The 20,745-nt window shown below is 49.7% G+C and carries 20 protein-coding genes and 1 riboswitch; of the genes, 12 read left to right on the top strand and 8 right to left on the bottom strand.

Annotated elements, in window-relative coordinates; translation table 11 throughout:
* The first annotated feature begins 10 nt into the window (after positions 1-10).
* Entirely contained in the window at positions 11-1,282 is a 1,272-nt protein-coding gene (locus GVJ32_RS10850; RefSeq protein WP_159240078.1) for an ATP-binding protein, read from the top strand.
* A gap of 531 nt (positions 1,283-1,813) precedes the next feature.
* Here GVJ32_RS10850 and GVJ32_RS10845 read toward each other — a convergent pair.
* On the bottom strand, positions 1,814-2,335 hold the full coding sequence (locus GVJ32_RS10845; protein ID WP_159240077.1) for a hypothetical protein: 522 nt from the start codon (positions 2,333-2,335) through the stop codon (positions 1,814-1,816).
* A gap of 350 nt (positions 2,336-2,685) precedes the next feature.
* Here GVJ32_RS10845 and GVJ32_RS10840 point away from each other — a divergent pair, with 350 nt between their 5' ends.
* Together GVJ32_RS10840 and GVJ32_RS10835 are read left to right on the top strand one after the other, a co-directional pair.
* On the top strand, positions 2,686-2,964 hold the full coding sequence (locus tag GVJ32_RS10840; RefSeq protein ID WP_159240076.1) for a peptidylprolyl isomerase: 279 nt from the start codon (positions 2,686-2,688) through the stop codon (positions 2,962-2,964).
* 63 nt (positions 2,965-3,027) lie between these two features.
* Positions 3,028-3,462, top strand: coding sequence for a GFA family protein (locus GVJ32_RS10835; protein WP_159240075.1), 435 nt, complete (start codon positions 3,028-3,030; stop codon positions 3,460-3,462).
* 204 nt (positions 3,463-3,666) lie between these two features.
* Here the strand turns inward: GVJ32_RS10835 and oadA are convergent, their stop codons facing one another.
* Positions 3,667-5,481, bottom strand: a complete 1,815-nt coding sequence (gene oadA, locus GVJ32_RS10830; RefSeq protein ID WP_159240074.1) for a sodium-extruding oxaloacetate decarboxylase subunit alpha — start codon at positions 5,479-5,481, stop codon at positions 3,667-3,669.
* A gap of 16 nt (positions 5,482-5,497) precedes the next feature.
* Positions 5,498-6,913: an acetyl-CoA carboxylase biotin carboxylase subunit gene (locus GVJ32_RS10825; RefSeq protein WP_159240073.1), complete on the bottom strand. Its 1,416-nt coding sequence runs from the start codon at positions 6,911-6,913 to the stop codon at positions 5,498-5,500.
* 166 nt (positions 6,914-7,079) lie between these two features.
* Here GVJ32_RS10825 and GVJ32_RS10820 point away from each other — a divergent pair, with 166 nt between their 5' ends.
* Together GVJ32_RS10820 and GVJ32_RS10815 are read left to right on the top strand one after the other, a co-directional pair.
* On the top strand, positions 7,080-7,982 hold the full coding sequence (locus GVJ32_RS10820) for a LysR family transcriptional regulator (protein ID WP_159240072.1): 903 nt from the start codon (positions 7,080-7,082) through the stop codon (positions 7,980-7,982).
* 77 nt (positions 7,983-8,059) lie between these two features.
* Positions 8,060-9,154 carry an amidohydrolase family protein gene (locus tag GVJ32_RS10815; RefSeq protein ID WP_200841403.1) on the top strand — a complete coding sequence of 365 codons (1,095 nt, stop codon included), beginning with the start codon at positions 8,060-8,062 and terminating at the stop codon, positions 9,152-9,154.
* Here GVJ32_RS10815 and GVJ32_RS10810 read toward each other — a convergent pair.
* Complete coding sequence (locus tag GVJ32_RS10810) at positions 9,129-9,797, bottom strand: class I SAM-dependent methyltransferase (RefSeq protein ID WP_235035122.1); 669 nt, start codon at positions 9,795-9,797, stop codon at positions 9,129-9,131. The genes GVJ32_RS10815 and GVJ32_RS10810 overlap by 26 nt on opposite strands.
* Positions 9,798-9,903: 106 nt before the next feature.
* Between GVJ32_RS10810 and GVJ32_RS10805 the strand changes: the two genes are divergently transcribed.
* The 4 genes from GVJ32_RS10805 to GVJ32_RS10790 all read left to right on the top strand — a co-directional run bounded on the left by GVJ32_RS10805 (position 9,904) and on the right by GVJ32_RS10790 (position 12,939).
* A complete protein-coding gene (locus GVJ32_RS10805) occupies positions 9,904-10,281 on the top strand; it encodes a cereblon family protein (protein ID WP_159240071.1) in 378 nt (125 codons plus the stop codon).
* Positions 10,282-10,336: 55 nt separating this feature from the next.
* Complete coding sequence (locus tag GVJ32_RS10800) at positions 10,337-11,035, top strand: pseudouridine synthase (RefSeq protein ID WP_159240070.1); 699 nt, start codon at positions 10,337-10,339, stop codon at positions 11,033-11,035.
* Between the two features lie 211 nt (positions 11,036-11,246).
* On the top strand, positions 11,247-12,050 hold the full coding sequence (locus GVJ32_RS10795) for a transglutaminase-like domain-containing protein (protein ID WP_159240069.1): 804 nt from the start codon (positions 11,247-11,249) through the stop codon (positions 12,048-12,050).
* A 37-nt stretch (positions 12,051-12,087) separates the two neighbouring features.
* Entirely contained in the window at positions 12,088-12,939 is an 852-nt protein-coding gene (locus tag GVJ32_RS10790; protein ID WP_159240068.1) for a transglutaminase family protein, read from the top strand.
* Positions 12,940-13,006: 67 nt separating this feature from the next.
* Here GVJ32_RS10790 and GVJ32_RS10785 read toward each other — a convergent pair whose 3' ends face one another.
* The 3 genes from GVJ32_RS10785 to GVJ32_RS10780 form a co-directional block, all read right to left on the bottom strand.
* Positions 13,007-13,537, bottom strand: a complete 531-nt coding sequence (locus GVJ32_RS10785) for a GNAT family N-acetyltransferase (protein WP_159240067.1) — start codon at positions 13,535-13,537, stop codon at positions 13,007-13,009.
* Between the two features lie 96 nt (positions 13,538-13,633).
* Complete coding sequence (locus GVJ32_RS18410; protein ID WP_286187613.1) at positions 13,634-13,768, bottom strand: hypothetical protein; 135 nt, start codon at positions 13,766-13,768, stop codon at positions 13,634-13,636.
* Positions 13,769-13,882: 114 nt separating this feature from the next.
* On the bottom strand, positions 13,883-14,227 hold the full coding sequence (locus GVJ32_RS10780) for a hypothetical protein (protein WP_159240066.1): 345 nt from the start codon (positions 14,225-14,227) through the stop codon (positions 13,883-13,885).
* Between the two features lie 416 nt (positions 14,228-14,643).
* A riboswitch (cobalamin riboswitch) is annotated at positions 14,644-14,890 on the top strand.
* Between the two features lie 113 nt (positions 14,891-15,003).
* On the opposite strand from GVJ32_RS10780, the gene GVJ32_RS10775 reads away from it, so the two are divergent.
* The 3 genes from GVJ32_RS10775 to GVJ32_RS10765 are packed head-to-tail and all read left to right on the top strand — an operon-like array spanning position 15,004 to position 20,301.
* Positions 15,004-19,500: a cobaltochelatase subunit CobN gene (locus tag GVJ32_RS10775; protein WP_159240065.1), complete on the top strand. Its 4,497-nt coding sequence runs from the start codon at positions 15,004-15,006 to the stop codon at positions 19,498-19,500.
* A gap of 35 nt (positions 19,501-19,535) precedes the next feature.
* Entirely contained in the window at positions 19,536-19,994 is a 459-nt protein-coding gene (locus tag GVJ32_RS10770; protein ID WP_159240064.1) for a MotA/TolQ/ExbB proton channel family protein, read from the top strand.
* A gap of 1 nt (position 19,995) precedes the next feature.
* On the top strand, positions 19,996-20,301 hold the full coding sequence (locus tag GVJ32_RS10765) for a DUF2149 domain-containing protein (RefSeq protein ID WP_103685639.1): 306 nt from the start codon (positions 19,996-19,998) through the stop codon (positions 20,299-20,301).
* Between the two features lie 88 nt (positions 20,302-20,389).
* On the opposite strand, the gene trxA is transcribed toward GVJ32_RS10765, so the two are convergent.
* Positions 20,390-20,713, bottom strand: a complete 324-nt coding sequence (gene trxA / locus GVJ32_RS10760) for a thioredoxin (protein ID WP_159240063.1) — start codon at positions 20,711-20,713, stop codon at positions 20,390-20,392.
* Between the last annotated feature and the right edge of the window lie 32 nt (positions 20,714-20,745).

Here is a 20,745-nt window from a genome sequence, read left to right as displayed (position 1 = left end):
CCTTAGCTTAATGGCACTGCTGTTAGCGGCAACGGGCATTGCGATAGACAAAGCGCATACCTCCAGCCTCATCAGCGCTGAGCAAGACCAACTGCGCCTGCAGTTTTTTGGCCTGCTAGGCGCAATGGAGTGGCAAGACGGCGGCGTTGATATGGGGGATCGTTTAAAAGAACCGCGCTTCTGGCAATTTCGCTCCGGGTTATATGCCCAAATTAGACTGCGGAACGCTACGCCACTGTGGCAGTCGGTATCCAGTGAAACCATACCACTGCCCATCCCCAAAAATACCCCCCGCGGCGGACAGGAATTATTTAGCGAAATTAAGGTAGATAAGGAGCCCTTTTTTGTTTTCCAGTATCACGCTATATGGGAAACCGACGACGATAGAGAAATCCCCCTCATCTTTTCTTTATATTCTAGTCAAACGCCTCTTCTTAACGAGCTTAATAAATTTCAACATCAACTTAGTCTGTGGCTAGGCTTGGTTCTGACGATTTCACTTTTTGTTACCGCACTGATTTTATTTTGGGGATTGCGGCCTCTGCGAGATCTGGCGAGCGATTTGGAACAATTAGAGCGCGGCGACACCGGAAAACTACGCCCAGATTACCCCCGCGAACTACAGGGCATCACCCGCAATCTAAACCAACTTTTGGAAAAAGAAAAAAAACAGCGCGAACGATATAGAAATACGCTAGCCGACCTTGCCCATAGCTTAAAAACCCCGCTTGCGATACTTAAAGGCAGTAGCACCGACGATATGGCGGTGGCTGAGCAAATCACCCGCATGGACAACATCATCAACTATCAGCTAAAACGAGCAGTAAGCAGCGGTAAACAAAACCTTAATCAACGCATTCCCCTACAGGGAATCATTGAACGCTTATGTAATACGCTGACCAAGGTATACCGAGACAAAGCTCTTGTTTTCGACATTTCGCTAAATGCCCAAGACCTCATCGCCATAGACGAGCAAGACGCTATGGAGCTGTTTGGAAACTTACTCGACAACGCCAGCAAGGCCTGTAAAAGTAAAATACGTATCCGCGCAGAAAACAAAGAAAAACATTCCCTTATTTATATAGAAGATGACGGCCCCGGAATTTCGGCGGAAAGTCGTGAACAACTTTTACAACGGGGAATGCGCGGTGACCAATATGGACAAGGTCAAGGATTAGGGCTAGCCATTGTCGGTGACATTATTCACAGCCATGACGGGAGAATTGATTTTAAAGACTCTGTTCTTGGCGGTGTTTGCGCAGAAATAAGCTTGCCTCGATAACGAATGACGCAATAAAAGTCAGAGTCTAATTCTCGTTAAAATATCACTGCTAATTTAAACCACCCACCTTACATCAGCAGCAAGCCAACGCCTCCTATGAAACAAACCGACTCGAACATCATTACCTTGGCAGGTATTAGCACTTGCTATATGCCATAACGACGACAAGTTTTAGGTGGACGCCCCTTCACTACTGCGCAACTCCCTATGCAGGAGAAAATAACAGGTAGGGTAAATTCCTTTTCGATGCGTCAAAAACTAAGATGCAAAATTCAATAAGTTATGACATTGGATGGCTAACGATACAAGATTACAGAGACACCCGTTGATAAACCTCCAGTATGCAGCCCTTTTTCAGGACAGGGCAGAACCCACTCATGCTGACAATCGTTTAAAACCGTACTTAATCCTTGCTAGGCAAACGTCTAATTTATGCATAGAAAAGCGGCTGCCTAGGCAGCCGCTCCAATCAAAAATCCTTAACATACGTGTTCAGGCTAACATCGCAATAATGCTTTCCACTATACGTCGTTAAATAGGAATAATGCTTAATATATTTATCGGCAAAGCGCCTAAGATCGGATCAAGAGCGTCAACGGGAATTATCCCTAGACCAGGTAATCCGCCGCCACCCACTAATAATAACGACGGAAACTCAGGAACACCTGTCAAGCCGCCTCCAGAAAGCAAGGCAAGTGGGTTAATTGGCAAAGAATTCACGTCCGCAAAACCACCTACTAATGAAATCACAGGGGAAAGAGGCAAGACATCTAACAAATCCAATACCGGCTGTACCGGAATCATTTGAAATGCACTAATTAAATCGAATGGGCTAACCGGTAAGGAGCTAAGGCTGACCAAATTCCCACCACCTCCAAGCAATGCCGAGACGTTTATCGGTAAGGAGTCTAAACCCGACATTCCTCCACCAACTCCACCCACTCCGCCCAAAAGACCAGTTACAGGTGCCAAAGGCCCTTGGGCCACACTTAACGAAGACAACGACAGTAACGCCGCCGCTACCGCAAATTTCTTAACTTTATTCTTAATCATCACTTTCCCCACATATTGATGTTTTAAAATTATTGCTCCCTAAGCTCAACTAAGATTGTTGACCATTGAGATGATTATCATAATACACAACCTTGCATATAGTAAGCATGATCAACATCACAAAAACACCCCTTATCCACTACAGCAATTAAGACTCGCATTTGAGCCCCCAAATTGCAGCAGGCCTGAATTAAGTAATAACGTACACTAAGCCAACCGTATACAAGGCACTTCAATAGCTGAGGCAGTCCCGGTAAGTAAACACGCCTTGCACAGTGAAAGTCATTACCTACACGATTGCGAATAAGCCCTGCTATAATCGCCAAAAACCACCTAACAAGGACTCCAATATGACCGTCGCTAGTGCACGCCACATTCTGGTAAAAACTCAAGAACAAGCCCAAGACTTAAAAAACCAAATTGCCAAAGGCGCTGATTTCGGTGATTTAGCTAAGAAATTCTCTGACTGCCCATCAGGCAAAAAAGGTGGCGATCTCGGCGAATTCCGCCCCGGCCAAATGGTAAAACCCTTTGACGACGTGGTGTTTAAGGAATCTGTTTTAGACGTCCATGGCCCCGTTAAGACCCAGTTTGGCTACCACCTCATCCAAACTATTTACCGCAACTAATCCAAGTGCAGCGAGGAACGCAGTTCCTCGCCACCATACGAAGCACCTAGGGAAGTCTTTACAGTGAGCTATAAGAGCTTAGGTTCCTGCCCCTGCGAAAACGTAAATTTCTCTGTGACACTGCCACAAGCTCTAGAACACTATCGTCCTCGAAAATGTGATTGCGATTTTTGTAGGCATCACAATGCATCTTACCTGTCTGACCCAAATGGCCGCCTTGATATCACCTCCTCAGTAACGCTAAGAGCTAGTAAACAAGGTTCAGAGCAAGCGTCATTTTTAAGCTGCCCCCACTGCCAAGCCTTAATTGCCGTTGTTTACGCATTCCCCACCGGCCTCAAAGGTGCCATCAATACCGCGCTGCTCGCTAACCCTAAATTACTGCAAGTAGCAGTAGACGTATCTCCTAAGAATTTAAGTCGTAACGATAAACGGATACGCTGGAATGAAACGTGGTTTACGGTTTCGATTAATGGGCTGAACAATTTTAATCTTTAGCGAACATGCATAAACTCATAACCGTCAAAAATAATGAGCATAAAAAAACCCCGCATTCACTGCAGAATGCGGGGCAAATCGGAGAGAATCAGGGAGGCACTGTGTAAATGGGGGCTCACATTGAGCACCGCTCTGACTTGATTTAAATGATAATGATTATCAGTTAAAAACACAAGACTTTCTTTAAAAATATAAACCCAATGTTTATACACCCGCCTCAATTTCTACAAGCACCTCACCCGGAGTCACACGGTCACCTTTCTTAACAAAGATCTCGACGACTTTGCCGCTAATTGGCGCCTGCACCTCGGCTTCCATTTTCATAGCTTCGGTGACTAATACTGGCTGCCCCGCTGTAACGGTATCACCGACAGCAACCAACACTTCGACAATATTACCCGGCATATTGGTGCTGACATGGCCTGGTTTGCTGGCGGATTTGCGACCACTCGCGCCGTCAGCCTTGTATTCATTCAGGGCTTCAAACACCACTTCTTCGGGCATACCATCCAGCGTCATATACACGTGGCGCTTGCCAGTGCCTTTAATACCCACACCGGTAATCGCAACTTGGTAACTCTCGCCGTGCACGTCGATAACAAACTCAGTGGGCACCCCGCCTTCACTCACAGGCCGGGCAGATTGCCCAATAGGCTCAAGAACTTCGGGAACCAGAGTGCCCGCTTCGCGCTCGCTTAAGAATGCGCGCCCTAAATCTGGGAACATGGCATAGGTCAGTACGTCTTCTTCTGATTTAGCCAACTCGCCAACTTCCTTGCGGAGCTTCGCCAATTCTGGTGCCAGTAAATCTGCAGGGCGTACGTCGATGACGTCTTCGCTACCAATCGCGCGGGCCCGTAGGTCTTTGTCTACCTCAGCCGGTGCCGCGCCATAATGGCCTTGCAGGTAGCGCTTCACTTCGTTGGTAATGGTGGTATAGCGCTTGTCGGCTAGAATATTCATCACCGCTTGGGTGCCAACGATTTGTGAGGTTGGCGTTACCAAGGGCGGATAACCCAGGTCTTTGCGGACCGCAGGAATTTCAGCAAATACATCGCCAATGCGATTCAACGCGCCCTGCTCTTTTAGCTGGTTAGCCAGATTAGACATCATGCCGCCGGGCACTTGGTTAATCTGTACGCTCACGTCTTCGCGGGTAAATTCACTTTCAAATTGGTGATATTTTTTACGCACTTCCCAGAGCTTAGCCGCAATTTCTTGTAATGCTGGCAAATCTAAACCCGAATCTCTGGGCGTGCCTTTAAGTGCGGCAACCATGGTTTCGGTGGCTGGGTGACTAGTGCCGTTGGCAAAGGCCGACATGGCGGTGTCGATAATATCGATACCTGCTTCTATGGCTTTTAACTGACACAAGCCGGCAAGACCCGAAGTCATATGGGAGTGCAAAGCCAGCGGAACATCGACGGTATCTTTTAGCGCCCTGACCAGCTCAGACGTCGCCGTTGGCGTTAACAGACCGGCCATATCTTTTATCGCAATGGAGTCTACCCCAAGCGCCACCATGTCCTTGGCCTGTTGTACAAATTTGGCCGTGGTATGCACTGGGCTGGTGGTATAACAAATTGTGCCCTGCGCATGCTTACCAGATTTTTTAACTGCAGCAACTGCGGTTTGTAAATTGCGCACGTCGTTCATCGCGTCAAATACGCGGAATATATCCATGCCGTTATCGGCGGATTTTTGAATAAACGCCTCAACCACATCGTCGGCATAATGACGGTAACCCAGTAGGTTTTGGCCCCGCACCAACATTTGTAATTTGGTGTTTGGCAGCGCTTCACGCAATTTGCGCAAACGCTCCCACGGATCTTCTTTTAGAAAACGCACGCAAGCGTCAAAGGTCGCGCCCCCCCAAACCTCTAAAGACCAAAATCCAATGGCATCGAGCTGGGCGCAAACCGGCAACATATCGTCGGTACGCATACGTGTTGCGAGTAGCGATTGGTGACCATCACGCAGAGTGACATCAGTAATCAGAACAGCTTTTTCTTGGCTCATCATCTAATCCTTTTTCTTACAAACCAGCGTGGGCAGCAATGGCAGCAGCCACCGCGAGTGCGATATCTTCAGGGCGACTTTTATCCGAGTATTGGGTCAATTCGGGATGGCTTTCTACAAAGCTGGTATCAAAATGACCGGAACGGAAATCAGGGTGTTTTAAAATTTGTTGGTAATAGGTCGCTGTGGTTTTCACGCCCTGCAAGCGCATATCGTTTAGCGCCCGCACCCCACGATCCAGCACGTCCTCCCAGGTCAAACCCCAAACAATTAATTTGAGACACATAGAATCGAAATACGGCGGAATCGTATAGCCGGTATAAATAGCGGTATCAACCCGTACGCCGGGACCACCCGGTGCGTAGTAACGGCTAATTTTACCGAAACTGGGTAGAAAGTCGTTTTTAGGATCTTCCGCATTAACCCGAAACTGCATGGCAAAACCGCGATAGGAAATATCCTGTTGGCGATAACCCAGCGGCAAGCCAGAGGCGATGCGTATTTGCTCACGAACAATATCCACCCCCGTGATTTGCTCGGTGATGGTGTGTTCGACCTGAACCCGCGTGTTCATTTCCATGAAGTAGATTTGATTGTCGGCGAGTAAGAATTCCACCGTGCCGGCATTTTCATAGCCAACGGCTTCGGCAGCGCGCACCGACATCTCACCGATATAAGCACGCTGTTCCGGCGTTAATTGTGGCGATGGCGCGATCTCAATCAGCTTTTGGTTGCGGCGTTGGATTGAGCAATCGCGCTCGAATAAATGAATCACATTACCGTGGCTGTCGGCCAGAATCTGCGCCTCTATGTGGCGTGGATTCACTATGCATTTTTCAAGAAAAACCTCGGCACGACCAAACGCCTTGGTCGCCTCGGATACCACGCGATCATACTGGCGCCGCAGATCCGCTTCACTATCGCAACGCCGAATCCCACGGCCGCCGCCACCAGAGGTTGCTTTTAGCATCACTGGATAGCCAATACCTTCGGCAACGGTAACGGCGTCTTCAATACCCTTCAAATTGTCTTCTGTACCGGGCGTTACCGGCACGCCAGCAGCTGTCATCGCACGGCGGGCTTCGGTTTTATCTCCCATGCGACGAATAACTTCTGCGCTGGGCCCAATGAAGGTAATCCCACGCTGAACGCATATTTCCGCCAATTCTGCGTTCTCAGACAAAAATCCGTAGCCCGGATGTAAACCGTCGCAACCAGTTTCTACCGCCAAGGCCACTAATTTACGAGGGTTTAAATACCCCTCCAACGGATCGGCACCGACGTTATAGGCCTCATCAGCGCGCTTAACGTGCAACGAAAACCGGTCTGGCTCGGTGTAAACAGCCGCCGACCGTATGCCCATCTCGGCACAGGCCCGCACTATTCGCACCGCAATTTCACCGCGGTTGGCGATCAGGATTTTCTTCAGCATCGTGAATCTCCATGAGGGGCAGTTCGCCCAGTTCCGCTCAGGCCATCCAGCCTGTAAACAGCTACTTCGCAACCGTACAGAAAAACACCAACAATAAAAAATTAATATTTATTTTAGTCAGAATAAGGTATTACTTATACATGATTAAATTTTGCCAAGGCCCCGCATGGAAGTCAGCTATTTAAACCGCCTCACCCTGCGTCAAATAGACGTATTTCTCGCGGTATGCCTGCATCGCAGCTATTCAAAAGCAGCCGAACAGCTGTCACTTACCCAGCCCGCCGTTAGCTCGCAAATACGCAGTTTGGAAGAGGTCGTCGGCCAAGCCTTATTTGATTACATCGGCAAACAGCTATTCCTTACCGCCGCCGGCGATGTGATGCTGCGGGCGGCCCGCGAGTTAAAACAGCGTCTAGTTCACCTAGAAATCGAACTCACCGACTTACACGGCCGCCTTCAAGGCAGTCTGAATATCGCGATTGAATCCAGCGCCGAACACCTTCTACCGCCGTATATCAATGCTTTTTGCGAACAGCACCCCGACGTTGAAGTGGTGCTCCACGTCGTCAATCATCAGCGCTTACTGGAAAGGCTAAGGGATAATCTCGACGACCTCGCCATCATGACCCAAGTACCGGATGGTCGTGCACTCACCTACACCCCCTTTGCGGAACATAAACTCTCGCTCGTCGCAAACCCAAGCCACCCACTCAGCCAAAAAAGCAGCATCACCTTAATAGAGTTATTGGAATATCCGGTCTTGCTGCGAGAATCCGGCTCAGGCACCCGCCAAATCTTTGAGCACTTTTGCCAGCAACAGAGCTGCGTCATTCAACATATTCGGCAAATGGGTAGCAATACCGCCATTCAACACGCGCTTAATAGCGGCATTAATTGTGCGGTACTACCTACCGCGATGATTAGTGACGCGGTCGCCGCAGGCACCCTAATCTCGCTACCCGTTCTAGGTTTTCCCATTCGGCGTTCTTGGTGCACAGTTCACCCGCGTGGCAAACATCTCAATCCGCTAACCAAGGCCTTTCACGATCTTTTACATCGAGCGGGCTAACACACGGGCAACACTCGCAATGAACCTCAGCGGCAAGTGCCGGTCAGAAAGCAGGCAATACCGCTACCGAGGATACAATGGATCAACTACGACAAGGCCGTCCTAGCGCCCGCTTTAGCCTAATCACCTGTCTTTTACTGACATTACACACACCGTGGTCGATGGCAGAATCGCCACAAAAGCCAAGCGCGAATAACTACGATTACAGTGATGCCCACGTCCACGTGGTCGATTTTTTCCAAGAAGGCGAACCGTTGCCAGAACTTATTCGCGCCATGGACAAGGGCAATATTGGCCACGCCATGATCAGCGGCATTCCGCTCATGAAAAAATGGCATGAGAGCGAACCCAAGCGGCCACGCTACTACGCAGGCGACGACGCCGGTATGTATTGGTATAGCGCCACCGACAGCTACGTGGCCGAAGCCTATCGTAAACTCCCCAAAGACCAGCAAGCGCGGCTACATCCCTTTTTATGCGGCTTTAATCCCACCGACAAAAATGCCGACAAACATTTGCGGCAAATGCTAGAAACCTACCCCGATGTTTGGCAGGGCATAGGCGAAGTATTAACACGTCACGACGATCTTACCGCCCTCACCCAAGACNACACCCCAAGAGCCAACAACGAGGCCATGTACCGTGTTTATCGGGTGGCGGCAGAATTCGGTTTGCCGGTATTGCTGCACAGCAATATCACCTCAAAGCGCGAACGCAATCCACTTTACATTAGCGAAATTAAAGACGCCCTTGCCGCTCACACCGATGTGGATTTTATTTGGGCCCACGCCGGCACCAGCGCTACGCTTCATCGCTATCAAGACAAATTGGATTTCTTATTAACAGAACTCGAAAAACTCTTGGCTAGCCACAAAAACCTCTATATCGATTTATCGTGGACGGTGCTCGAACCCTATTTACTGAATAAAGACCATAAAGCCGTGGCGGGCTGGGTTGCGCTAGTAGAACAATACCCAAGCCAGTTTATGATCGGCTCAGACGCCCTAGGCAGCTATGACAAAATGGCCAAAACCTTAAATGAATACGCGCCCTTTTTAGACGCCTTAAGCAAGGAGACTGCACGTAAAGTCGCCCGCGATAATTTCTTGGCGCTGCTACCACCCAAACCCATCAGCGACAAATTGGCTAAGGCCCAGCAAGATAAAGATTAACCCGAGAGAACTCCTCAGACTCTGCGAGATCCGGCACCGTGGTGGCGCGCTGAAAAGCCAGCCAACGGTAGCCATCTACCTGAAAATCCTTTACCCGTGAATCTGCCACCAACACCGCCGGCGCGCGGCGTAAAAACGCATCTAACAAAGGCAAATTTGCGCGATCATACAAAACGTCTGCCACCAAAATCACATCGTATTGCTCGTCGCTGGCGAAAAAATCCCCGCTGTAATCCAACACCACACTATTTAACTGGGCGTTCGCCCGACTGGCTTTAATCGCGTCTTCATCAAGATCACAAGCAATCACCTCGGCAGCGCCCGCCAGCTTAGCTGCAATAGCAGCGACACCAGAACCGCAGCCAAAATCCAAGACTCGTTTACCGCGAACCAACTCTGGATTATCAAAAATATGGCGCGCTATCACCTGCCCACTGGCCCAGCAAAAACACCAGTACGCGGGGTAATTCATAATCCGCTGAGTTTGCTCAGGGCTTAAATCGTGCTGAGGAAAATCGGCGCTCAACAGAAATAACTGCATTTCTGGCACCAAGGGCAAGGCCGTACTCACCACCTTTGCTGAAGGTAAAAACTCTTGTAATAAACTACCGAGGGAATGTTCATTCTCGATGGATGAAAGCACTTGCTGCAAAGCCGGAACCCTTATATGTTAAACCCGTGAAGCTCAGCATTTTACTGGATTTTTCGGCGCACGCCCTTATCTGCGCCAAATAGAATCGGAGAAGCCTATGAGTAATTTGCCCATTAAGCAGTTGGTACACGACGTTTTATTTCAGCTTGAAGACAGCGAGCCTTCTGAACTTATCTCTTGCCTCAACTGCCGCCAGGCCATTACCGCCAATAATTACCGCACCCGCATTAACGACCAACACCACCACCGTTTCGTCAATCCCGATGGCGTTATTTACGATGTATGCTGTTTCCATTCTGCACCCGGCACCATCATCAATGGCGGAGCCACCGCGCAATACTGCTGGTTTCAGGGCTATCGCTGGCAATACGCCCACTGCGAACACTGCACAGAGCAACTCGGCTGGTATTATGAAAACGACCGCCTCGACTCCTTCTTTGCGTTAATACCCAGTTCTTTACGCAGCAAAAATTAAGGCGCAAATATCCGGTATACTTGCGCCCCACTATTGCCGCAGCCAAATCGCGTTTATGTCAGATAGCTCAACAGAAAACCCGCCAAGCACCGGCGCCGATTTTATTGTGCCCTATTGCGCTGAAGCCATTCGCTATCTGCATCGCGACGAGGATTTACTGATCGTAAGCAAGCCCGCTGGTCTGCTCTCGGTCCCCGGCCGCCACCCCGACAATAAAGACTGCTTGATTAGCCGCATCAACGAAGACTACCCCGGCGCCAGCATTGTTCATCGTCTAGACATGGCGACCTCAGGCCTCATGATTATTGCCTGCCACGCTGATAGCCATCGCGCCCTGAGCCGGCTATTCCAAGACCGTAAAATTTATAAAGAATACCAAGCCGTGGTGTTCGGCAACGTCACTAGCAGAGAAGGCTTTATCGACCTGCCCCTTGCCTGCGACTGGCCCAATCGCCCCCGCCAAGAACTCAATTTTGACTACGGCAAACACGCCCAAACTCATTTTGAAAATTGCGGCCTGACAGAAGATGGCCACAGTAAACTCTTATTAATTCCCATCACCGGTCGTTCCCACCAGCTTAGGGTACACACCGCGAGTATTGGCCACCCCATATTGGGCTGCGAATTTTACGCCCACCCCAAGGCGAAGGCGGCCGCCGGCCGACTCCTACTACACGCATCGCGCTTACGTTTTACCCACCCCGTCAGCAAAAACGAATTAGACATAAACTTAAATGCCTCATTCTGGTCGTAAACCTAGGCGTGTGTGAATTACTACGCGGAAGCGCTATCAGTTTCACAATAGCGTCGTAATCGTGGTATACCTTTGTAACAAAGCGCGACACATCTCAAACAAGCCCTAAACCAAACACAACACGCTCCCAATCCGACGACGCAAACGTAAAACCCAAGTCGAAATTGATATATACGGCTCTGCAGGCCGTTCATCCAACAGGAGTAGACGTATGTGGTTAAAAACGAGCTGCGATTTATCCTTTAATATCGAAGTCCCAACACCCTTTGTATTAATGCTTAGACCCCGCAGCGGCGCTCAACAATGGATAGCCAGCGAGCAATACAAATTAGCGCCCAGCGTACCTGCCTTCGAATTTACCGATGGCTACGGCAACCTTTGTCAGCGATTAGTTGCTCAGCCCGGTTACTTTTCAATTCATACCCGCGCAGAAGCCAAGACCGCCGACTTTTTAGACCAAGCTCCCGGCGCGCCCTTTGTAGAAATTCAAAACCTGCCGGATTCGGTACTTAATTATTTACTGCCTAGCCGCTACTGCGAATCCGACCGATTCGGTCAACTAGCGCTAGAAATCACCTACGGTCAATATTTGGGCTACGACCAAGTCGCCGCCATTGAAAACTGGTTGCGCAATACAATTAGCTACACCCCAGGCGCCAACGACGTGCAAGTGACCGCCATAGAAATCAACACCAGACAGTGGGGAGTATGCCGCGACATGGCCCACCTTGGCATCGCCCTGTGCCGAAGCCTAAGTATTCCCGCCCGGATGGTGGTTGGTTATTTATACGGTCTACAACCCATGGATTTACACGCGTGGTTTGAAGCCTATGTGGGCGACCGCTGGTATACCTTTGACGCAACTCAGCCTAGTTTAAAAGGCGGTTACGTCGCCATTGGCTACGGCCGCGATGCCGCCGACGTTGCGGTTTACAATCAATTCGGCCCCGGGGTATATCCGTCCAGCCAAGTGGTTAGCGTAGAGCGCATTAGCGAAAGCTCCGTCGTCAATTAATCAAAACCTCTAGGTTCGATCCAATACTGGGCACACTATGCAGCGTTATAAAATTCTCCACCGCACATATTATAATTTTTCGTCCACGGTAACGCTTGGGCCACATTTTCTGCGCCTGCGACCACGCGAAGATTACGAGCTGCGCATAGAATCCTTTTCGCTCAATATCACACCCAATGCCACCCTACTCTGGCACCGCGACGCCGAGGGCAATTCCGTCGCCACCGCGACCTTCGAGCAAACCACCCAGCAACTGATATTTGAAAGTGAACTCATCATTCAGCAATACAATGAAGCGCCGCTTAATTTTATGGTTGCCGATTACGCTGTTCACTACCCGTTTAACTACACCCAAGACGATCAAGTCTTGCTCAATCCCTATATGCAATTACCCGACCAAGACACCCAACAACAAATCAAACGATGGACACAGCAGCTCTGGCAAACAGACGACAACATTCAGACCTATACCGCCCTGCAACGCATCGCCAGCCACATTTATAAAAGCTTCACCTACAAATTAAGGGAAGAGCCCGGCGTACAAACCGCCAAAGAAACACTGGCGTGCAATACCGGCTCCTGCCGTGACTTTGCCCAATTATTTATGGACGCGGCAAAATGCATGGGACTTGCCGCACGTTTCGTTACCGGCTATTTACACGCACCGGGACTAGATGCTGCTGGCGCAACCCACGCATGGGCAGAGGTCTATTTACCCGGTGCAGGCTGGAAAGGCTTCGACCCCACCATCGGAGAAATGGCTGGCACAGATCATATTCCCGTTGCGGTAGCGCGACTGTCTAAATCAGTGCCACCCATTGCTGGATCATTCATCGGGGAGCCGGAATCGACGCTCGATGTAGGGGTGTGGGTAAGTAAACTGGCTTAGCTGAGGACTCGCTTTATCAGAGTAATTTTATAAGGTTAAAAATATGCCCGTTTATTTTTCGAGATCGCTATTTACCACTAGCCCAGTCGTCCCGCAGAAGTGCAAAACTATACATATCATGTAAGCTCCCTTTCGAAAAAGCGGCCTGTCGGTGGGTTCCCTCTAGCTCAAAACCACACTTAATCGCCACTTTCTTTGAGCTTGTATTTTCTGTAGCAACACGTATTTCTATCCGATTCACCCTAAAGCCTTCGAAAATATATTTACACAATAGACCTAGAGCCTCGGTTGCGTAGCCCTTCCGCCGATGACTAACATCAAAAATTCTATAACCGACTTCAAGCGCATCAAAATACGGAACTGACGTAAAAAACCATGCTAGACCAATAACATCACCTTTTTCGTCTACCACTAACAATCTCGACAATGACTCACTTAAAAATCCGCCCTGCTCGTACTCGGAAACAAGCTCAGGATAAGATTTAAAAACACCGGGCAGATAATCACCAATTGACTCTAAATCATTTAACTTCTCATACAAGAAAGGCAAGTCAGCTGATCGCACTGGCCGTATTCCTACCTTAACTCCATTTAGCATAGCTACTCCTTGTGACGACTCACTCCGACGCTGCGCGCTTAGGGCAGCTTGTGGTAAAAATCTGTAACGGCCAATATTTAATACAAGAATATTTAACTACGCAAGAAACACTTCTATTTGTTCTAGGAACTTTAAGCTTATATCTGATTTTCTATCCCTGTAAAAATCTAGAAGGATATTTGTATCAATAAATAGCAAAGCATCCATGTCATCTTTTTTCTTCTTAGCCACTCGATCTCCTAGTGTGCTTTAACGCTGAGCGCAGGGGAAATTACGCGCGCAGCGAGTAATTTCCCCAGTGACCAACGGGAACGATTGCCGCGATTGTTAGGCCTATCATCAGCACTACTTACTAGACCAGTTCGATATTTTGTTCTTCAACAAAAACCACAAAAATATGACCGCATATATGTAATACAAGAACATATATTTTTCTACTTTTCTCATTGGAGGGTCACCAAGAATAACTGTCACAAAAATGATTGGCAGTACAACCAAACCTAAAAGCAACTTTGCCCAAACTGTGAGCTCTCCTCCAGTCTCATACATACAAATTCCACAAAATGGACACACATGTTGAGATTTTAAGTATCGTAAAGGAATAAATGATAAGTTAGATAAAAAAGGTTTTATATTCCATAACCTAGGAATACAGCTTTTTCCACAGGAACGACATTCTACTTTATCCATATCAATTTCCATATTTATGATTTAAAACGAGCCTAACAGTGTAGTTATAACGACACTGGCCACATATCTCTTTGGCCCACTTATAAAGGAAATGGCTTTTACGCTGTCTGGGCGCTTCGAGGAAATTCAATGATACAGCGACCTCGCCATTCGCGAGCGCCCTACAAACGAAGACTAATTTCCTTTATTTCTGCCAGATATTCCCTTCTCTTGATCATATCTCGTTTTTTATAAATTTCAATCGCTTAAGTGCTTCCCCAAGTGTTAATGGGAAGCACGCTTTTGTTCACTTGTTTCGACTACGCGAAAGTTGCGATTGACCGCTCTTGTGACGTTCTGGCGATACATTGGTAAAACAGTAGCCACGTTATGGGTAAAACCCCGAAATCCTTGACTCCACACCCCCAGCGGGTATGCTTTGCGCCGATGTTTCAGGTGCCCGCGTGTGTTTCTGCACACAGAGGTGAAACGGGAAACAGGTGCGCGCTGCTAATCAGCATTGCAATGCCTGTACTGCCCCCGCAACGGTAAACAGAGATGATCGTTCCGCTAGCTTTTAGCAAAGCGAGCAGCCACTGCGTTTTACGTGGGAAGGCGAATTGATCGTGCTGATGTCATTAGCACTCTGTGAGTCCGGAGACCGGCCTGAAATAGCAAGATAAACGCGACGGGGTGTCGACGCTTTGTTCAGCCACGGCTGAGCCTGCACCTTCCCGCATTTATTAGTCAATGGCCATATTAGCCGTATGCGGGCGAGCAGCGGCGGGAAGCACTCTATGTTTACTTTGTTAGCGACAGCAAAGCCCTTTGCTGCACGATCCAAGCTCTACTCCATTGTATTTTTGCTAAGCGCCTTTTTTAGCTTACTCGGTGCCAGCGTTGCTCAAGCTGCAAGTAAGGTTAACGCACTTACTGCGATTGTGTCTGACCGCTCGGCCCCGACCTTAATTGCCGGTGCTCACCAACTACTGCAGCAACATAAAGACATAGAAATTCGAATTCGCACTGTCAGCCAAGTTATCGCGATGGATGACGAGCAGCTGCAAAGCCTTATCAGCAGCAGCCAAAGCCTGGTAATGATCGCGGTTTTTGGCGAAGCAGTAGACCGCCTTTTAAGCCAGCGTTTTCCCGCCACCCAAATGCGTACCGTACTCCACAGCGACCGCAAGTTAATGGCACTGCAACGGGATCGCAACGGCGCTATTTTTGCCAAGAATATGCCAGAGGAAATCGTTGGTGACCGCGACGGTGTGATTGACGCCGCCTCATTGGCCGCCAAACAAAAATCTGCACCACGCTATGCAGACTGGCTGCAAGCGCGTTCCTACTGGGTTAATCGCTCGGTGGACAACACCGCAAGCTTGTTCAATTTTATTCTCAGCGGCGGCAAAGAGATCGCGCCGGTAAGAGAAGTCGCTCCGGTACGTTTCGCCCTATATCAAAATAAAGCAGCACATTGGCTCAGTGCCGAGGCACTCAGCAAAGCATTAAAGCCTATGCGCCGCACACTATGGATTCTCGATCACGACGGTGGCGATATTTCTGGCGACTGGGAATTACATCAACAACTTTGCCAAGCCAAGCATTGGCAGTGCGTATCTATTCTCGCCGGCTGGGGTGAGCCAAGCGTGAATGCCGTACAGGAGATTCATGGCATTATGCGCGGCCCCTTGGCGGGCACACCAGCAGCCATTGTTGCGATACAAGATTTTGTTATTGGCGGCGGCGAAGGTCGCGAGGCCGTCACTCAATTACTGGGCGAATTGAACTTACCAATATTAAAAGCCATTCGCCTAAGTGAATGGTCAGAGGCTGAGTGGGATTTATCGCCCGAAGGTATTCCCAGAGACTCCGTTCACTACCGCGTGGCCATGCCAGAGCTTCAAGGTGTGTCCCAACCCCAAGTATTAGCCCTAGCTGAACCTAGCGGCATAGACCCGCTCACCGGCGGCAGCGTGTACCGCAGCAAACCACTCAGCAGCGAAGTCAAACGCCAAACCCAACGCCTAGCGCGCTGGATGGATCTGCAAAAAAAATCCAATGCCGAAAAACGCATTGGCGTGGTGTATTACAATCACCCTCCGGGTCGCCACAATATCGGTGCCGATAATCTCAATGTACCCGAAAGCTTATTGGAAATGCTGCGGGCGATGAAAGCCGCAGGATATAAAACCGGCCCTCTACCTAAAGACGCCGCCGAACTTCTAGATCTATTACAAGCAAAAGGCGTGAACCTGCCGGATGACCGCGCTGCAATGGCGGCCATGTCTACGCAGATCAACACAATCAACGCCCAAGACTACCAGCGTTGGTTCGCCACTTTACCGAAGCGTGTGCAAGCTGAAATGGTCAACGGCCCCTTGGGTGAACTGCAGGCATGGCTGCAAGAGCAAATCGGCGCAGCGACTGCCCTGCCCTCGGTAACAGAACGCCAATCCCAACTAGCATTAATTAGCGCCCGTATGAGCAACACCATCAGCGATTTAAAACACGCCCTCGACGGTGTGCGCGACGCCGGCCGTGTTAGAGCTTTAGATTTACTTGCACAAACCGAAGCTGAATATACCGCGCTTATTAGCCGCAGTGCCGACGGCAGCAAACCCGATTGGCAGGCAAGCCAGACGCTGGTAAAAGCCTTAATTAATATGGGCATTGAAGGTATTCGCGGTTGGGGTGATGCACCGGGGCGGGTAATGGTTTGGCAAGATAAAATGCTGATTCCCGGTGTGCAATTCGGCAATGTATTTTTAGGCCCGCAGCCACCGCGCGGCTGGGAAATTAACGAAGAGCTATTGCATGCCAATATGTCCTTCCCGCCGCCACACCAATATTTAGGCTTTTACCATTATTTAAAAGACGTGTTTAAAGCCGATGCCTTGGTCCACGTTGGCCGTCACTCCACCTACGAATTTCTGCCAAAGCGCAGCGTGGGCCTAAGCGAAAACGACTACCCGAGTATTGCCGTTGGCGACTTGCCCAGTGTCTACCCGTATATCGTCGATGGCGTTGGCGAAGGCATACAAGCTAAACGCCGCGGCCTTGCGGTAATGGTAGACCACCTCACTCCACCACTGGCCGCCACCGAGCTTTACGATGCCTTATTAGAAATACGCCAACTTATAGAAAGTGCCGAAGCCGCCAGCGACGCCGACACCCGCGCCCGCGCCGTAAAAGCACTGCGCGAAAAAATCGACGAGACCAATTTGCGCGACGAGCTCATCGCCAGCATGGACGAAGAATTAAAAGTGCGCGGCATTGGCTTTGAAGAAACCGACGACGGTTTCCTGCTCCATGAGGTGGGTCACTATCTCACCAAATTACAAGAAAACTTTATGCCACTCGGCCTGCATGTATTTGGTCGCGACTGGCAAGGCGACGCCGTCGACACCATGATTAGCTCCATGCTGCAGGGTGACAACAACGGCAATACCCAAGAAATTAAACAGCGTGAAATCGACTGGCGTAAAAAGCTCGTCGCCTCACCCGCCGCAGAAATGCGTGCATTACTCAACGGCCTTAACGGGCATTTTGTCGCGCCCGGCAAGGGCAATGACCCCATTCGTACGCCGGAGTCGCTACCCACTGGTCGCAATTTTTATGCGCTAGACGGCAGCCTATTGCCAACCCGTGTGGGCTTCGATGTGGGCAATGCGCTGGCAGCCAAAGTACTTAGCGGCGAGTCTGGCGTGGCGATTGCCAATGTGGATACCAGCAGTAACAAGCAGGGAATTATTTTGTGGGCCTCTGACGCGGTGCGCGACGAAGGCGCCATGATTGCCTTTGGTATGAAGCTGCTCGGCGTAAAACCAATATGGAATAGTCGCGGCATAATCAAAGGATTAGAGCGCATACCGCTTGGCCCAGATCAGCCGACACGTTTAGACGTGGTATTTACCACCTCGGGCCTATTCAGAGACCTTTACGGCGAACATTTATTATTGCTTGATAAAGCCGGCCTAATGGCGCTGGACGCCAGTCGTGATCGCATTAGTCACGACTACCCCGCCCTTAGCTTGGCTTTGCATGAAGCACTCGCCCCGCTCGGTTCAGATGAGCAAGGCGGTAAAGAACCCCTAGAACAAAACCAATTTGCTAATAACTGGGCTAACGAGGCCCGCGAATTACTGGCCGCCAACCCGACCATGCAGCCCGAGCAACTGGGTCGCCAAGCCAGCCTGCGGGTCTTCGGTATTGCCCCCGGCGGCTACGGCGCAGGAATTAACCGCTTAGTGGAACGCAGCGGCGCGTGGCAAGACCGCAGTGAATTGGCCGAGGTATTTATAAAGCGTATGGGCCACGCCTACGGCGCAGGGATGCAGGGCGAATCTGCCCAAGATGTGTTTCAACGCCAACTTAAAAGCGTGTCGCAAACCTTTTTGGGTCGCGCCAGCAACCTCTATGGCTTAATCGACAATAACGATGCCTTTGACTATTTAGGCGGCTTTAATCTGGCAGTAGAAACCGTCAGCGGCAAAGTACCGGCCAGCGCGGTCATCAATCACGCCGATAATCGCAATTTGCAAATCGACGCACTTCACGATGCCTTACTCTCTGAACTGCGCGGTCGCTTTTTTAACCCGCAGTGGATCAAACCCTTAATGGATGAAGGCTATTCCGGTGCGCGCACCATGGGTAGCGAATTTATTGAGTATTTGTGGGGCTGGCAGGTAACAAGCCCAAACATTATCAATGACCGCGTGTGGGAAGAAGTGAAATCCGTTTACATCGACGACGCCCAAAACCTTGGCTTAGATAACTTTCTCGCAGATGACAATAACCGCTACGTGCAAACCAATATTTTAGCGGTGATGTTAGTCGCCATCGACAAAGATTTTTGGCAAGCCGACGCAGAAACCACCAAGCAACTGGCCCAGCAATTTGCCGACAATATTATAGAGCACGGCAACCCCGGCAGCGGTCACACCCACGCTCGTCATCCTATGTATGCTCTTGTGAAGTCACAACTGTCTGCCGAGAAAGCCGCGCAGTTAGAATCTGTATTAGCCAAAAGCCGCATGGCCGACGCCGACATCAATGCGACTAACAGCAGTGAAACATCGCCGAGCCACATACAAGAGATTTCACTAGACGCGGTGAATGCAGACAGTAACACCAAGACTGCGGCGCAAAATTCTTCTGCAACAAACAACGACGCCGAAAGCAGTGCCGAATCCACCCAAACCGAGATATCAAATTATCTGCCGTGGCTTATCGCTTTTGGTATTTTAATTATGCTCGGTGGTTTATGGCGCGGTCGCCAAGCTGGCAAATAAATAGCTATACGGCGACCACATAAGGAGAGCAAATAATGTTTTCAGGAATTTCTCTGGGCATCATGCACCAGATTACCTCGCTACTTTTAACGCCGGTTATTTGGGCACTGCTGTTTTTTGTCGGTCTCGCCATATACGAAATTGGCATTAGCATTGGCGAACGCTTTGGCGGAATTCGTCATCTACGCGACGCCGGAAATCGTGATGCACTAATACATGCAGGCAAGCGCCGCATAGAACGCGCTGATTTCCTCACCCGTCTAGCGCCCATGCTAGGCCTGATGGGAACACTAATCCCCCTCGGCCCCGGACTCGCCGCGCTAGGCGACGGTGAGTTACGCATACTCACCACCGCCATGACAGTCGCCTTCGACACCACCGTCATCGGCTTGCTGGCGGGGATGATCGGCTTTGTATTAGGTCGCCTGCGCAGACGCTGGTACGACCAAGCTATTCAGCAGCTCAGTGCTCTATCCCAAGGGGAGAGTCGCTAATATGGACAAATGGCGCGATAGTGAATTTCTCGAATCCGACGAAGACCCACTCGGCCCAATGGCAAATTTGGTCGATATCATCTTGGTATTTGCCTGCGGTCTAATTGCCGCCCTGGTGTCGTTTAGCCCAGATTTACAGCAACATTTCAGCACCGAAAAAATCAATAAAGATATTCGCTTAGGTAAAGAACTGCCAACAGTGCCAAAAACCGTGCAAGACAAACTAAAAAGCGGCGATGGCTATGAAGCATTGGGACAGGTTTACCGCGATCCAGAGACCGGCAAACTGATTCTGATTGGGGAATAATTTTGCATACAGCTATTAGGTCGTTTTGCGACCTAGGGCCTGTTCACACTAATCCGATTAGTGTGAACAGGCCCTAATAGCTGATCCATTATAAAGACTGCTCAATAAACGCCTTCACTTGCTGTTGCGATGCCGCACCCGTGCGCTGCGCAACAAGCTCACCGTTATTAAACAGCAATAGAGTCGGAATACCGCGGACATTATAGCGTTGGGCAATATCTGGGCTCTCATCTACATTGAGCTTCGCAATAGCGACACTACCGTCCAGTTCGCCAGCCAAGTTCTCAAGTACGGGATTCATCATTTTGCACGGCCCGCACCACTCCGCCCAAAAATCGACTAGCACTGGGCCTTTAGTATTGCTGATCGCCTCGTTAAAGTTCTGTTCTTGCAGCTTTTGTATTAATGACATTGTATTTCTCCTGCCGTTATTTAAGGTCTTTG

The organism is Zhongshania aliphaticivorans (genome assembly GCF_902705855.1).
Taxonomy (GTDB): domain Bacteria; phylum Pseudomonadota; class Gammaproteobacteria; order Pseudomonadales; family Spongiibacteraceae; genus Spongiibacter; species Spongiibacter aliphaticivorans_B.
The sequence above is the reverse complement of the archived record's forward strand: the minus strand, read 5'-3'. Positions and strand labels throughout refer to the sequence as shown.